At 72.1% G+C, this 14,249-nt stretch carries 13 protein-coding genes; 7 read left to right on the forward strand and 6 right to left on the reverse strand.

The genetic code is table 11. The annotated features are described in order from the left end of the window. Position 1 precedes the first annotated feature (1 nt). Positions 2 to 1,000, forward strand: coding sequence for an ABC transporter ATP-binding protein (locus tag BLV05_RS20820; protein ID WP_231948575.1), 999 nt, complete (start codon positions 2 to 4; stop codon positions 998 to 1,000). Then, on the forward strand, positions 997 to 2,088 hold the full coding sequence (locus BLV05_RS20825) for an ABC transporter ATP-binding protein (RefSeq protein ID WP_046768463.1): 1,092 nt from the start codon (positions 997 to 999) through the stop codon (positions 2,086 to 2,088). The genes BLV05_RS20820 and BLV05_RS20825 overlap by 4 nt, the downstream gene beginning before the upstream one ends. Before the next feature lie 3 nt (positions 2,089 to 2,091). On the opposite strand, the gene BLV05_RS20830 is transcribed toward BLV05_RS20825, so the two are convergent. From BLV05_RS20830 to BLV05_RS20850, 5 genes are all read right to left on the reverse strand, one after another. Further along, positions 2,092 to 2,634 (reverse strand): putative immunity protein, encoded by a 543-nt coding sequence (locus BLV05_RS20830; RefSeq protein ID WP_046768462.1) that lies wholly within the window; start codon positions 2,632 to 2,634, stop codon positions 2,092 to 2,094. A 9-nt stretch (positions 2,635 to 2,643) separates the two neighbouring features. Continuing rightward, positions 2,644 to 5,199, reverse strand: a complete 2,556-nt coding sequence (locus BLV05_RS20835) for an ABC transporter permease (protein WP_046768461.1) — start codon at positions 5,197 to 5,199, stop codon at positions 2,644 to 2,646. Continuing rightward, positions 5,196 to 5,957 carry an ABC transporter ATP-binding protein gene (locus BLV05_RS20840; RefSeq protein WP_231948576.1) on the reverse strand — a complete coding sequence of 254 codons (762 nt, stop codon included), beginning with the start codon at positions 5,955 to 5,957 and terminating at the stop codon, positions 5,196 to 5,198. The genes BLV05_RS20835 and BLV05_RS20840 overlap by 4 nt, the downstream gene beginning before the upstream one ends. A gap of 165 nt (positions 5,958 to 6,122) precedes the next feature. Then, on the reverse strand, positions 6,123 to 6,803 hold the full coding sequence (locus tag BLV05_RS20845) for a response regulator (RefSeq protein ID WP_046768459.1): 681 nt from the start codon (positions 6,801 to 6,803) through the stop codon (positions 6,123 to 6,125). Then, positions 6,800 to 8,029, reverse strand: coding sequence for a sensor histidine kinase (locus BLV05_RS20850; RefSeq protein ID WP_046768458.1), 1,230 nt, complete (start codon positions 8,027 to 8,029; stop codon positions 6,800 to 6,802). Before BLV05_RS20850 ends, BLV05_RS20845 begins: the two co-directional genes overlap by 4 nt. Before the next feature lie 226 nt (positions 8,030 to 8,255). On the opposite strand from BLV05_RS20850, the gene BLV05_RS20855 reads away from it, so the two are divergent. Both BLV05_RS20855 and BLV05_RS20860 read left to right on the forward strand, forming a co-directional pair. Further along, entirely contained in the window at positions 8,256 to 8,603 is a 348-nt protein-coding gene (locus tag BLV05_RS20855) for a PadR family transcriptional regulator (protein ID WP_046768457.1), read from the forward strand. Next, positions 8,600 to 9,172, forward strand: coding sequence for a hypothetical protein (locus tag BLV05_RS20860; protein WP_046768456.1), 573 nt, complete (start codon positions 8,600 to 8,602; stop codon positions 9,170 to 9,172). Before BLV05_RS20855 ends, BLV05_RS20860 begins: the two co-directional genes overlap by 4 nt. Before the next feature lie 148 nt (positions 9,173 to 9,320). Here BLV05_RS20860 and BLV05_RS20865 read toward each other — a convergent pair whose 3' ends face one another. Continuing rightward, positions 9,321 to 10,223 (reverse strand): RecB family exonuclease, encoded by a 903-nt coding sequence (locus BLV05_RS20865; protein WP_046768455.1) that lies wholly within the window; start codon positions 10,221 to 10,223, stop codon positions 9,321 to 9,323. Between the two features lie 75 nt (positions 10,224 to 10,298). Here BLV05_RS20865 and BLV05_RS20870 point away from each other — a divergent pair, with 75 nt between their 5' ends. From BLV05_RS20870 to arc, 3 genes are all read left to right on the forward strand, one after another. Continuing rightward, on the forward strand, positions 10,299 to 11,408 hold the full coding sequence (locus BLV05_RS20870; protein ID WP_046768454.1) for a site-2 protease family protein: 1,110 nt from the start codon (positions 10,299 to 10,301) through the stop codon (positions 11,406 to 11,408). 47 nt (positions 11,409 to 11,455) lie between these two features. After that, a complete protein-coding gene (locus BLV05_RS20875; RefSeq protein ID WP_046768453.1) occupies positions 11,456 to 12,367 on the forward strand; it encodes a tRNA (adenine-N1)-methyltransferase in 912 nt (303 codons plus the stop codon). Positions 12,368 to 12,491: 124 nt separating this feature from the next. After that, positions 12,492 to 14,177 (forward strand): proteasome ATPase, encoded by a 1,686-nt coding sequence (arc, locus tag BLV05_RS20880; RefSeq protein WP_046768452.1) that lies wholly within the window; start codon positions 12,492 to 12,494, stop codon positions 14,175 to 14,177. Positions 14,178 to 14,249 lie beyond the last annotated feature (72 nt).

Below are 14,249 nucleotides of genomic sequence, written 5' to 3' on the forward strand. Positions count from 1 at the left end.
TGTGACGAGTTCCGAACCCCTGCTCGACGTCCGCGACCTGTCCGTCACGTTCACCCGCAAGGGCGGGCCGACGGTGCACGCCGTCGACGGCGTCTCGTTCACCGTCGCGCCGGGCGAGACGGTCGGCCTGGTGGGCGAGTCGGGCAGCGGCAAGTCGGTGACGTCGCTCGCCATCATGCGGCTGCTGGCGCGCCGCGGCGTCCAGGTCGGCGGGCAGGTGCTGTTCGACGGCGACGACCTGCTGACGCTGCCGCGCGACCGGATGCGCGACATCCGCGGCCGCGACATCGCCATGGTGTTCCAGGACCCGATGTCGTCGCTCAACCCGGTGGTGCCGATCGGTGTCCAGGTCACCGAGGTGCTGGAACGGCACCAGGACCTCAAGGGCGAGCAGGCCCGCGCCGCGGCCGAGAACCTGCTGTTCCGGGTCGGCATCCCGGACCCGTCGCGCCGGCTCAAGGAGTACCCGCACCAGCTGTCCGGCGGCATGCGCCAGCGCGCGCTGATCGCAATGGCGCTGGCCTGCCGGCCGCGGCTGCTGATCGCCGACGAGCCGACGACGGCGCTCGACGTCACCATCCAGGCGCAGATCATCGAGCTGCTCAAGGAACTGGTGCAGGACACCGGCGCGTCGCTGGTGATGATCACGCACGACCTCGGCGTCGTCGCCGGTCTGTGCGACACCGTCCACGTCATGTACTCCGGCCGGGTGGTCGAGTCGGCCGGGCGGCGGGAGCTGTTCGGGCAGCCGCGGCACCCGTACACCGGCGGGCTGCTGGCCTCGGTGCCCCGGCTCGACTCGCCGCGCGGCGCTCCGCTGCACCCGATCCCGGGCTCGCCGACGGACGTGCTGCGCTGGGATCGCGGCTGCGCGTTCTCGCCGCGCTGCCGGAACAAGATCGATGCCTGCGTCGGGGCACCGCCGCCGCTGGAGAACCTGGCCGGCCGGTCGCTGCGCTGCCTGAACCCGCTGGAGCTCACCGAGGAGGTACCGGCGTGAGCGGCGACGTGCTGCTGTCCGTCCGCGGGCTCGAGGTCCACTTCCCGATCAGGTCGGGCATCATCATCGAGCGGCAGATCGGCGCGGTCAAGGCCGTCGACGGCGTCGACCTCGACGTCCCGCGCGGCGCCACCGTCGGGCTGGTGGGGGAGTCCGGCTGCGGCAAGTCGACGCTCGGCCGGGCGATCCTGCGGCTGGTCGAGCCGACCGCGGGCTCCATCACCTTCGACGGCACCGACGTCCGGTCGCTGGCCGGCGAGGAACTGCGCCGCATGCGCCGGCAGATGCAGATGGTCTTCCAGGACCCGATGGCCAGCCTCGACCCGCGGCAGAACGTCCAGTCGGTGCTCAGCGAGCCGCTGCGGGCGCACGGCATCGGCGGCGACCACCAGGCGCGGGTGCGCGAATTGCTCGACGTGGTGGGGCTGCCGGCGTCGGCGGCCAACCGCTACCCGCACGAGTTCTCCGGCGGCCAGCGCCAGCGCATCGGCATCGCCCGCGCGATCGCGCTGGAGCCGCAGCTGATCGTCGCCGACGAGCCGGTGTCGGCGCTGGACGTGTCCATCCAGGCGCAGGTGGTGAACCTGCTGGAGGAGCTGCAGGACCGCCTCGGGCTGACCTACCTGGTCATCGCGCACGACCTCGCCGTCGTCCGGCACATCGCCGACGTCGTCGCCGTCATGTACCTGGGCGGGCTGGTCGAGCAGGCGCCGTCGGACGACCTCTACGCCACGCCGCTGCACCCGTACACGAAGGCGCTGATGTCCGCGGTGCCGATCCCGGACCCGGAGGTCGAGGACACCCGCCAGCGGATCCTGCTGCAGGGCGACCTGCCCTCGCCGGCCAACCCGCCGGCCGGCTGCCGGTTCCACACCCGGTGCCCGTTCCGCCAGCAGACCCGCTGCGCCGACGAGCGGCCGGTGCTGCGCACGGTGACCGGACACCCGGAGGCGCACCGGGTGGCCTGCCACTGGGCCGAGGACATCGAGGCCGGGCGGATCTTGCCCGTCGCCTCAGCCGTCGTCGAGCCCGAGGCCGAGCCCAAGGCTGAGCCCGACCCGGATCCCGCGCCGGACCCCGCGGCCTGATCGTCAGGCGCGCAGCAGCGCGTCGAGCTGACGGATCAGCTCGCCGACCCGTCCGCCCCCGCTCGGGGCGGGCGGGTAGCGGCGCAGGACGTCCACGACGACGGGGTCCACGAGGTCGCGGGCCCGGGCGACGTAGCCGGCGGCGACGGCGGGGTCGTCGCCCGCGGCCAGCTCGAACGCCCGCGCCGTGTGGGCGGCCGCGCCGAGGATGTGCTTGACCTGCGTGGCCTTGGCCAGTGGGTGCAGGTAGGCGGCGCCGCAGCAGTCGGCCGACGCGCGGGCGGCCTCGCTGGCCGCCGGCCGCCCGGCGTCGCGGGTCTCCTGTGCAGCCCGGTGCGCCGCGAACGCGTGGTCGCGCAGCAGCTTGGTCCGGTCGGCGCCGTCGGCGAAGGCCTGCGCGGTGTCGAGTGCGGCCCCGGCGCGCTCGTCGCCGGGGCACTCGGCCTCGAAGATCGCCAGCGCGGGCTGCGCGCAGGCCACCGTGTAACCGGTGACCTGGCGCAGCTCGCTCAGCGTGAGGTCGATCGTGGCGGTGTCGTCCGCCATGCCGTTCTCCTACTCAGTGGTGATGGCGCGCAGCACGTCCAGCTTGGCGGCCCGGCGGGCCGGCCAGACGGCGGCCAGCACGCCGATGACCGCGGCGAGCACGACGAACACGACCAGCTGCCCGCCCGGGATCGAGAGCACCTCGAGCCCGTCGTCTGCGATGGCGCGCTGCAGCGACACCCCGAACACCAGGCCCAGCGCGACGCCGAGGACGGCGCCGAGGACGGCGATGGCGATGGACTCCAGCCGGATGGTGCGGCGCAGCTGGCGCCGGCTCATGCCGACCGCCCGCAACAGGCCCACCTCGCGGGTGCGCTCCATGACCGACAGCGCCAGCGTGTTGACGATGCCCAGGACCGCGATCAGCACGGCCAGCCCGAGCAGCGCGTACACCAGGAACAGCAGCTGGTTCACCTGGTCGCGGGAGGACTCCTTGTACTCCTCCTGGTCCTGGACGGTGACCGTCGGGACGTCCGCGGTCACCTCGTCGAGACCCTCGTGGACGGTGGCGAGGTCGGCCCCGTCGTCGGCGATGACGTAGAGCAGCGAGTCCAGCGCCGGGACCGCGCCGTCCTCGAGCGTCTGCTGGCTGACGACGACGCCGCCGGACAGCAGCGGCGACTGGCCGTAGATGCCGACCAGCTCGATCTCCTCGTCGGAACCGGGCAGTTGCATGCGGACGGTGTCGCCGACGGAGAGGCCGTCGGACTCGGCCTGCTGCTCGCCGATGAGGAACCCGCCGCCGCTGAGGTCGTCGCTGCCCTCGACCATCGGCAGGTCGGCGGCCCGGCCGTACGCGACCGGGTCGAAGGCCTGCACGAACGTCTGGTCGCCGTCGACGACCGCGCCGGAGGCCCGGACCGCGACCACCTCGGAGACGCCGTCGACCTGGCTCGCCTGCTCGGCGACGGCCGGCGAGAACGGCTGCCCGACGGCGTTGGAGACCACGAACTGGGCGCGGACGCCGTCGTCGAGCGCGCGGTCGACGGTGGCGTTGGCCGATGCGCCGATGATGGAGATGGCCGTCACCAGCGCCATGCCGATCATCAGCGCCGACGCCGTGGCCGCCGTGCGCCGCGGGTTGCGCAGCGCGTTCTCGCGGGCGAGCCGGCCGACGGTGCCGAATGCCTTCGGGTACCAGCCGGCCACGACCCGCAGGACCGGCGTCGCCAGCACCGGCGCCAGCAGCGCCACGCCGATGAACACGGCGAAGATGCCGGCGCCGACCAGCAGCGCGGCGTCGTCGACGGAAGCGAACAGGCCGGTCGCCATGGCCGCGGCGCCACCCAGCGTCAGCACGCCGCCGACCCACAGGATGCCGCGCCGGGACGACTCGATCTGGCCGACGTCGTCGCGCATGGCCGCGATCGGCGGGACCTTGGACGCCCGCCGGGCCGGGATGAACGCGGCCACCATGGTCACCACGATGCCCACGATGTAGGAGATGACGATGGTGCGCGGCAGCAGCACCAGCCCGCCGGCCAGCTCCAGGCCGAACGCTCCGAACACCGTCTTGAGCAACTGTGCGACGCCGAGGCCGAGCAGCAGGCCGAGCGTCGACCCGACGATGCCGACGACCAGCGCCTCGAGCAGGACTGACCGGGTCACCTGGTGCCGGCCGGCGCCCAGCGCCCGGAACAGCGCCATCTCCTGGGCGCGCTGCGCCACCAGGATCGAGAACGTGTTGAGGATCAGGAACACGCCGACGAACAGGGCGATGGCGGCGAACACCAGCAGGAAGGTGTTGAAGAAGCCGAGCCCTTCCTCGATCGCCGACGCGGTCTCCTCGTCGACGTCGGCGCCGGTCAGTGCCTCGAAGTCGTCCGGGAGGACCGCGCTGATCTCGTCGCGCACCTCCTCGGCGCTGGCGCCGTCGGCGGCCGTCACCGAGATGCGGTTGAAGGCGTCCTCACCGTCGAGGAACAGCTCCTGGGCGTAGCCGGTCTCGAACACCGACAGGCTGGCGCCGGCCAGGCTGCCGGACTCGCCGAACCGGACGACGCCGACCAGCTCGGCCGAGACGCGCGGTTCGTCGCCGGAGCTGACGAACTGGACCTCGTCGCCGATCTGGTAGCCGGAGTTCTCGAACGTGCGGTCGTCGAGCGCGACCTCGCCCGGGCCGGCCGGCAGCTCGCCGTCGACCAGCTCGATGACCGGGTCGCCCTCGGCGTTGGGGCCGTCGTGCCAGTTGACGGCGATGCCGGGGGCGCCCTGCGTGGTCATGACGTCGCCGTCGGTGTCGAGGACGAAGAAGCTCTGGTTCTCGATCTCGCCGTCGGCGCGCTCGACGCCCGGCAGCCCGCTGACGTCGTCGACCAGGCCGGACGGGATGGTCGTGGTGGTGCCCGTGGCGAACCCGGCGAACAGGTCGGTCTCGCCGGGCAGGTCGGGCCTGACGACGACGTCGGAGGACAGGCCGCCGAAGATGTCGTCGAAGGTGCGGTTGATCGTGTCGGTGAAGACGTACGACCCGGCCACGAAGGCCACACCGAGCACGATGGCGAACGCGCTCATGGCCAGCCGCAGCTTGCGCGCGGCCAGGCTCTTGAGAGTCGCGCGGATCATGCCTGCTGCCCCACGGCGTCGAAGCCCTTCATGCGCTCGAGCACCTTCTCGGCCGTCGGGTCGGACATCTCGTCGACGATCTGGCCGTCGGCGAGGAACAGCACCCGGTCGGAGTAGGCGGCGGCGTTGGGGTCGTGCGTGACCATGACGATGGTCTGCCCGAACTCGCGGACCGAGCGGCGCAGGAACGACAGCACCTCGGTACCGGACCGGGAGTCGAGGTTGCCGGTGGGCTCGTCGGCGAAGATGATCTCGGGCTGGCTGACCAGCGCCCGGGCGCACGCGACGCGCTGCTGCTGGCCGCCGGAGAGCTGGTTGGGCTTGTGCCCGAGCCGGTCGGCCAGGCCGACTGTCGCGATGACGTTGTCGAACCACTCCTTGTCGATCGAGCGGCCGGCGATGTCGAGCGGCAGCGTGATGTTCTCGCGCGCTGTCAGCGTCGGGATCAGGTTGAACGCCTGGAAGACGAAGCCGATCTTGTCGCGGCGCAGCTTGGTGAGCTCTTTGTCGTTCAGCCCGCTCAGGTCGGTGTCGCCGATGTAGACCTGCCCGGACGTCGACGAGTCCAGCGCGGCCATGCAGTGCATGAGCGTGGACTTGCCGGAGCCGGACGGGCCCATGATGGCGGTGTACTGGCCGGCGGCGAACTCCACTGTCACGCCGCCGAGCGCCACCACTCGTGTGTCGTCCTTGCCATAGATCTTCGTCAGGTCAACGGCGCGGGCCGCCGTGCGCGGCGAACTGGGTTCCGTCGTCACCGGTGCGCTCCTCGTCAGCTGGTTCGTGGATCGCCTTCAACGCTAGGCGGCGCGGCGGCCGGGGTGATCCGCGAACCGCACGGTCTGCGGGCTCCACCGTGAGGAGTAGGGCGTGCGCCGGGGCCGTCCTGCGGGCGTACGACCGGCGCCGGCGGCCGGCCCGTCTTACAGCGCGCCGGGCTGGACCAGGCCGCTCTCGTAGGCGTAGACGGCGGCCTGGACGCGGTCGCGCAGCCCCAGCTTCGTCAGGACGTTGCCGACGTGGGTCTTCACCGTGGTCTCGCTGACGACCAGCTCGGCGGCGATCTCGGCGTTGGAGTAGCCGCGCGCGACCAGCGTCAGCACCTCGCGCTCGCGGTCGGTGAGGTGCGCCAGGTTGGCCGGCGTGGGGGAGTCGGTGGCGGGGAAGCGGCTGGCGAACATGTCCAGCAGCCGGCGGGTGATGCTCGGCGCGACCACGGCGTCGCCGCGCGACACCGTGCGGATGGCCGTCACCAGGTCCTCGGCCGGGACGTCCTTGAGCAGGAAGCCGCTGGCGCCTGCCCGCAGCGCCTCGACGACGTACTCGTCGAGGTCGAAGGTGGTGAGGACGAGGACGCGCGGCGTGGTCTCGCGGGCCGCGCCGGTGATCTGGCGGGTCGCCTGGACGCCGTCGACGCGGGGCATGCGGATGTCCATCAGCACGACGTCGGGCTGCAGCGCCCGCGCGTCGGCCACCGCCTGCTCGCCGTCGCCGGACTCGCCGACCACAGCGATGTCGGACTCGGCCTCGAGGATCATGCGGAAACCGGTGCGCAGCAGTGGCTGGTCGTCCACCAGCAGCACCCGGATGGGCTGGACCGTCATCGTGACATCGCTCCGTTACTGTCGTACGGGATCTTCGCCCGCACCTCGTAGCCGCCACCGCGGCGCGGTCCGGCCGCGAGGGTTCCACCATAGAGGGCCACCCGCTCGCGCATGCCCAGCAGGCCATGGCCGGGCCGGCGCCCCTCCAGCGCCGCCGCGACGCCGTGACCGTCGTCGCAGATCTCGACGTGCACCTCCGACGGCAGGTAGCGGACGTGGACGGTGGCGGCGGACGGGCCGGCGTGCTTGATGGTGTTCGTCAGGGCCTCCTGGATGACGCGGAACGCGGCGAGGTCGACGCCGACGGGCACGGCGCCCGATTCGCCGTCGACCGTCACGTCCACCGGCAGCCCGGCGTCGCGCATCTGCTCGGCCAGCTGGGCGAGGTCGCCGAGGCCCGGCTGGGGCGCCAACGTGGCCGGTTGCGCGCCGCGGTCGTCGCCGTCGGGGGTGCGCAGGACGCCGACGACGCGGCGCATCTCCGCCAGCGCGGACCGGCCGATGTTCTCGATCGCCTCCAGCGCGACGGCGGTGCGGTCGACGTCGCGGTGCAGCGCTCGCCGCGCGCCGGCCGCCTGCACCGTCATGACCGACACGTGGTGCGCGACGACGTCGTGCAGCTCGCGGGCGATGCGCGAGCGCTCCTCGGCGATGGCGGCCCGCACCTCGACGTCGTTCGCCCGCTCCAGGCGGCGGGCGCGGTCCTCCAGCTCGGCCGTGTAGAGCCGGCGGCTCCGCACCGCCCGGCCGATGCCCCACGCACCGAGGATGAGCAGGCCGCTGATGATCACGCTGGGGCCCGTGTCGGGCGTCAGCTCCTCGTGGCGGGACGCGCTGGCCAGGGTGTACGCGACGGAGACCGCGATCTGCACGGTCACCACCAGCACCGACGCGCTCAGGGTGGCGTAGTTGGCGGCGGTGTAGACGGCGATGAGCATCACCGCCGCGGCCGTCGGCATGGCGTAGTCGACGGCGATGAAGGGCAGGACGGCCGCGGCGGTGAACAAGCCGACGGCGACCGGGTAGCGCCGCCTGACGATCAGCGGCAGCGTGACGACCAGCACCACCGCGACCCCCAGCGCGTCGGGCTCGGCGTAGTCGATGCCCCCGGGGTCGGTGTACACGAACAGCGCGACGACCGCCGTCACCGCCAGCACGACGGTGACCGACGCGTCCAGCAGCCACGGCTCGATGCGTGGGAAGAGCTTGGCGCGCGCCGTTGTCACACGATCAACGGTAGGCCGCCCCGCACCCGCCGCGACTCGTCCTCGACGTGGAGCTGTGGTCTCCACCGGCAGGAGGATCCGCCCGAGGGATCAGGGGGTGTCAGACGGTGTCGGACGGCACCAGGCCGAGCTAGGCGAAGACGAACCCGTCGGCAACGTCCCCGGTCGACCCTGGGCGGCACCTCACTAGGTTGCGAGGCTGACTAGATCGCGTTACTGTCTAGTCATGCCCGACGAGAGATGGCCGGCCGAGTGGATGCGGGCCGTGCTGCCGCTCAGCGTCCTGAGCATCGTGGCCGACGAGGAGACCTACGGGTACGTCATCGCCCGGCGGCTCGACGACGCCGGCTTCGGCACGGTGAAGGGCGGCACGCTGTACCCGATCCTCGGGCGCCTCGAGGACGACGGGCTGGTGACGTCGTCCTGGCGCCAGGGCGAGGGCGGGCCGGGCCGCAAGTACTTCGCCGTCACCCCGGCCGGCCGGGCCGCGCTGGGCGAGCGCACCGAGCGCTGGGCGGCCTTCGCCGCGACGACCAACGGACTGTTCACGACCAGGAAGGCTGACGCCACATGATCACCGATGCAGACGACTGGGACGCCGGACGCGAAGTCTCGAAACAGCGGCGATCCCCACAAGGGAAAAGAGAACAGTACCGCCGCGAGCTGCTCGCCGCGCTGCGGCTGCGCGACGTCGACGCCGACCGCATCGGCGAGGTGCTGGCCGAGGTCGACAGCCACGTCGCCGAGACCGGCGAGGACCCGCGCGACGCCTTCGGGGCGCCCGCCGACTACGCGCGCGTCGTCGGCGAGGGGCACCACCGGCTGACGCCGGGGGAGCGGCGCACCCGCAACGCCGGCCACGCCCTGGTGGGTGGCGCGGTCGGTGCCGTCAGCGCCATCGGCATCATGGCCGTGACCAGCGGCGACGACACCGCACTCGGCGTGCCGTCGTGGCTCGTCCTGACCATCGGTGTCGTGGCCGCCGTCATCGGCATCGTGCTGCTCGCCGTCCGGACCCGCGTCGTCCGCGACCCGCGCACCGGCGAGCCGGTCGATCCGTCGCAGCGCTGGTTCGCGCCCATCACGCTGGCCGTGTACGTCGTCGTGATGGGCGTGTGCGCGGGCATCGGCACCCTGCTCTGACCGGGCGGCGTCAGGCGCCCCGACACTCGACCGCCTTGGCTAGCCCAGTCGTCCCACGAGGCCGGGCATATCAGGCGCTCTCACGACGGCCAGCCTTGCCAAGGGCGGCGGCGGCCATCGAGGTGTGGCCGGCAGCCGTCAGCCGGCGTCAGGCGTCGACGGGGGAGGTGCGGGGGGACGGGGCCTCGTCGTCGTCGACGGCGTCGACCCGTTCCGGCAGCGGCGGCGGGGTGCCGCCGTAGGCCGGGCACAGGGCCTGGTGCGCGCACCAGTCGCACAGCCGGCTGGGGCTGGCCCGCCAGTCGCCGGACTCGGTGGCGCGCTCGATGGCGGCCCACAGCGCGGCCAGCTTGCGCTCGGTGGCCCGCAGGTCGGCTTCGTCGGGCTCGTAGCGCAGCAGCTCGCCGCTGCCGAGGTAGATGAGCTGCAGCAGCCGCGGCACCACGCCGTGCAGCCGCCACAGCACCAGCGCGTAGAACCGCATCTGGAACATCGCCCGCTGCTCGAACCCGGCCCGCGGCGCCTTGCCGGTCTTGTAGTCGACGACGCGGAGGTCGCCGGTGGCCTCGGCGCGGTCGAGGCGGTCGACGTAGCCGCGCAGGCGCAGCCCGGAGTCGAGCGTCGTCTCGACGTACAACTCGCGTTCGGCCGGCTCGAGGCGGCGCGGGTCCTCGAGCGCGAAGTACTTCTCGACCAGCTCCTCGGCACTGGCCAGCCACGCGGTGAGCGCCGAGCCGTCGGCGTCGTCGGCGAACAACTCGGCGACCGCGGGCTCGGCCGCGAGCAGCTCGTCCCACACCGGCCGGACCAGCTCGGTGGCGTGGCCGGGGGTGCGCTCGCCGGCGGGGAGGTCGTACAGCCGCTCCAGCACGCTGTGTACGACGGTGCCGCGGGTCGCCTCGGAGCTGGGCGGCTCGGGCAGCCGGTCGATGGTGCGGAAGCGGTAGAGCAGCGGGCAGGTCATGAAATCGGCCGCCCGCGACGGCGACAGGCTGGGCACGCGTTCGGCCCCGGGGTCGTCCCCGGGGGCGGTGCGCGTGCGGATCGTCATGTTCGTGACTGTAGATCACCCCTCCGACAGAGCGGGGCCGCACACGCCGCGACCTCGGCCACGTAGCCTTGGAAGATGGCAACCGGTCGCGGGCGGCAGTTGAGTCTCGGACGCATCGCGGGCATCCCCGTGTACGTCAGCCCCACGTGGTTCCTGGTGGCCGCCATCATCACGTTCGGCGGCCGCGACCTCGTCCTCGACTATCTCCCCGAGCTGAGTGACGGCGGCGCCTACCTCGTCGCGTTCCTGTTCGCCGTGCTGCTCTATCTCTCGGTGTTCGTGCACGAGCTCGGCCACGCCCTGACGGCCCTGCGGCTGGGCCTGCCGGTGCGCGGCATCACCCTGCACTTCCTCGGCGGCTACACCGAGATCGAGCGCGACGCGCCCACGCCGGGCCGCGACCTCGTCGTCTCGGCGGCCGGGCCGCTGCTGTCGCTGGCGCTCGGCGGGCTCGGCCTGCTGGCCGGACAGGCCATCGACGACCGCGTGCTGACGTTCCTGGTGTGGGAGCTGGCGGTCGCCAACCTGATCGTCGGCGTGTTCAACGTGCTGCCGGGGCTGCCGCTCGACGGCGGCCACATGCTCCGCGCCGCGGTCTGGCGGTTCACCGGCGACGAGCACCGCGGCACCGTCGTCGCGGCGCGGTCCGGCCAGGTGCTGGCGGGCCTGGTCCTGGTGCTGCCGTTCGCGCTCAACGGCGGCCGGCCGGAGCTGTTCACCATCATCTGGGCCGGTCTGGTGGCGGCGCTGCTGTGGAGCGGCGCCACTCAGGCGCTCGCCGTCGGCCGCATGCGGGCCCGGCTGCCGCGCCTCGACACCCGGACGCTCGCGCGCAAGGCCGCACCGGTCGCGCCCGACCTGCCGGTGTCCGAGGCCATGCGCCAGGCGCACGATGCGGGCGTGACGTCGCTGGTCATCGTCGACAGCGCCGGCCGCCCCACGGGCATCGTCAGCGAGAGCGCCGTGGCGGCCATCCCCGAGCAGCGCCGCCCCTGGGTGACCATCGGCCAGTCGGCGCGGTCGCTGCAGCACGGCCTGATCCTGCCGCTCGACGTCCGCGGCGACGACCTCCTCAAGGCGATGCGCGAGATGCCTGCCACCGAGTACCTGGTGGTCGACGCCGAGAGCCGGGTCTACGGCGTCCTCGTCACGTCCGACGTCGACCACGCGCTGGCCGCCCGCTGACGCCGTCCGGCCGCCGCCCTGTCGGTGCCGGCCGATAGCCTCACCGCATGTCCGCGACCGAATCGTCTCGCCGCACCGGTCCCTTCCGGGTCGGCGACCAAGTGCAGCTCACCGACCCCAAGGGACGGCACCACACCATCACCCTCGAGGACGGCAAGGAGTTCCACACCCACAAGGGATCGTTCAAGCACGACCAGCTGATCGGCCAGCCCGAGGGCTCCGTCGTCATCTCGACCGGCGCGACGGCCTATCTCGCCCTGCGACCGCTGCTGTCCGACTACGTGCTGTCCATGCCCCGTGGCGCGGCGGTCGTGTATCCCAAGGACGCGGGCCAGATCGTCGCCATGGCCGACGTGTTCCCGGGCGCCCGGGTGGTCGAGGCGGGAGTCGGCTCCGGAGCGCTGTCGATGTCGCTGCTGCGGGCGGTCGGCGAGCACGGCATGGTGCACTCCTACGAGCGGCGGGCCGACTTCGCGAAGATCGCCGCCGCGAACGTGGAACGGTTCTTCGGCCGCGAGCACCCGGCCTGGCGGGTGACCGTCGGCGACCTCGTCGAGCAGCTCGACGACGCCGAGGTCGACCGCGTCGTGCTCGACATGCTGGCGCCCTGGGAGTGCGTCGACGCCGCCGCGAACGTGCTGGTGCCGGGCGGGGTGCTGTGCTGCTACGTCGCCACCACCACGCAGCTGTCGCGGACCGTCGAGACCATCCGCGAGAGCAACCGGTTCACCGAGCCGGCGTCGTGGGAGTCCATGGTGCGCACCTGGCACGTCGAGGGCCTGGCCGTGCGCCCCGACCACCGGATGATCGGCCACACCGGATTCCTGGTCACCGCCCGCCGCATGGCGCCCGGCGTCACCCCGCCGCCGCGCCGGCGCCGGCCCGCACCCGGCAACGACGCGAGCAATTCGGCCGGCAATGACGGTGGAACGACTACGGCGGCGAGCGAGTTGGGGTAAAGAGGATTCCACGTCCCCCGGACCAAAAGTCAACATCTGGTCACTAGCTGATCTCCTGCATGGCGTTCGGCCCGGGCAACTGTAAGGTCTGGCTATAGACGACCCCCTTCCGAGGAGGTGCGAGATGGCGTCGTACGACGATGGCTTCGATCACGGCCGTCGCGGGTCCGGGCGCGAGCCGTCCGACATGGCCGGCGAGGTGGCTTTTCTCGAAGCCCGACTGGCATCGGTGAATGCCCAGAACGAGCGGCTTGCGGCCACGCTTCGCGAGGCACGCGACCAGATCGTGGCGCTCAAGGAGGAGATCGACCGGCTCGCGCAGCCGCCGTCCGGTTTCGGCACCTACCTCTCCAAGTACGACGACGGCACCGTCGACGTCTTCACCGGCGGCCGCAAGCTCCGCGTGGCGGTCAGCCCCGACGTCGAGTTCGACGACCTCCGACCCGGCCAGGAGGTCATGCTCAACGAGGCCCTCAACGTCGTGCGGGCGCTCGAGTACGAGCAGGTCGGCGAGGTCGTCATGCTCAAGGAGCTGCTCGCCGACGGCGAGCGCGCCCTGGTCATCGGCCACACCGACGAAGAGCGCGTGGTGCGCATCGCGTCGCCGCTGCAGGACACCGGCATGCGGGTCGGCGACTCCCTGCTGCTCGAGCCGCGCGCCGGGTTCGTCTACGAGCGGGTCCCGAAGTCCGAGGTCGAGGAGCTCATCCTCGAAGAGGTCCCCGACATCGACTACTCCGACATCGGCGGCCTGACCCGGCAGATCGACCAGATCCGCGACGCCGTCGAGCTGCCGTTCCTGCACGCGGAGCTGTTCCGCGAGCACGAGCTGCGCCCGCCGAAGGGCGTGCTGCTCTACGGCCCGCCCGGGTGCGGCAAGACGCTCATCGCCAAGGCCGTCGCGAACTCGCTGTCCAAGCAGATCGCCAAGCTCAAGGGGATGTCCGAGCACAAGTCGTACTTCCTCAACATCAAGGGCCCGGAGCTGCTGAACAAGTACGTCGGCGAGACCGAGCGGCACATCCGCCTGGTGTTCCAGCGGGCCCGCGAGAAGGCCAGCGAGGGCACGCCGGTCATCGTGTTCTTCGACGAGATGGACTCCCTGTTCCGCACCCGCGGGTCGGGCGTCTCGTCCGACGTCGAGAACACCATCGTCCCGCAGCTGCTGAGCGAGATCGACGGCGTCGAGGGCCTCGAGAACGTCATCGTCATCGGCGCCTCGAACCGCGAGGACATGATCGACCCCGCCATCCTGCGGCCGGGCCGGCTGGACGTGAAGATCAAGATCGAGCGGCCCGACGCCGAGGCGGCCCGCGACATCTTCAGCAAGTACCTCACGACCACCCTGCCGCTGCACCCGGACGACCTCGCCGAGCACGGCGGCGACGCCGTGGCCACCACGGCGGCGATGATCCAGCGGTCGGTCGAGAAGATGTACTCCGAGACCGAGGACAACCGCTTCCTCGAGGTCACCTACGCCAACGGCGACAAGGAAGTCCTGTACTTCCGCGACTTCAACTCCGGCGCGATGATCCAGAACATCGTCGACCGCGCGAAGAAGATGGCGATCAAGGACCTCCTCGACACCGGCGCCAGGGGCCTGCGGGTCCAGCACCTGCTGACCGCCTGCTTCGACGAGTTCAAGGAGAACGAGGACCTCCCGAACACCACCAACCCCGACGACTGGGCTCGCATCTCCGGCAAGAAGGGCGAGCGCATCGTGTACATCCGCACGCTCGTCTCCGGCAAGCAGGGCACCGAGGCCGGCCGTTCCATCGACACCGTGGCCAACACCGGCCAGTACCTCTGAGCGCACAGCCAGGCCGAGGCGCCGTCCTGCTCGACGCGGGGCGGCGCCTTCGCCGTTCCTGGCCGGCGCTGG

Source organism: Jiangella alkaliphila (assembly GCF_900105925.1).
GTDB classification, from domain to species: Bacteria; Actinomycetota; Actinomycetes; order Jiangellales; family Jiangellaceae; genus Jiangella; species Jiangella alkaliphila.

Coding starts and splice junctions, on each gene's coding strand:
- BLV05_RS20865 (WP_046768455.1), bottom strand. CDS start 10,223: ATGACGATCCGCACGCGCACCGCCCCCGGGGACGACCCCGGGGCCGAA.
- BLV05_RS20855 (WP_046768457.1), top strand. CDS start 8,256: ATGCCCGACGAGAGATGGCCGGCCGAGTGGATGCGGGCCGTGCTGCCG.
- BLV05_RS20860 (WP_046768456.1), top strand. CDS start 8,600: ATGATCACCGATGCAGACGACTGGGACGCCGGACGCGAAGTCTCGAAA.
- BLV05_RS20830 (WP_046768462.1), bottom strand. CDS start 2,634: ATGGCGGACGACACCGCCACGATCGACCTCACGCTGAGCGAGCTGCGC.
- BLV05_RS20875 (WP_046768453.1), top strand. CDS start 11,456: ATGTCCGCGACCGAATCGTCTCGCCGCACCGGTCCCTTCCGGGTCGGC.
- arc (WP_046768452.1), top strand. CDS start 12,492: ATGGCGTCGTACGACGATGGCTTCGATCACGGCCGTCGCGGGTCCGGG.
- BLV05_RS20870 (WP_046768454.1), top strand. CDS start 10,299: ATGGCAACCGGTCGCGGGCGGCAGTTGAGTCTCGGACGCATCGCGGGC.
- BLV05_RS20845 (WP_046768459.1), bottom strand. CDS start 6,803: ATGACGGTCCAGCCCATCCGGGTGCTGCTGGTGGACGACCAGCCACTG.
- BLV05_RS20835 (WP_046768461.1), bottom strand. CDS start 5,199: ATGATCCGCGCGACTCTCAAGAGCCTGGCCGCGCGCAAGCTGCGGCTG.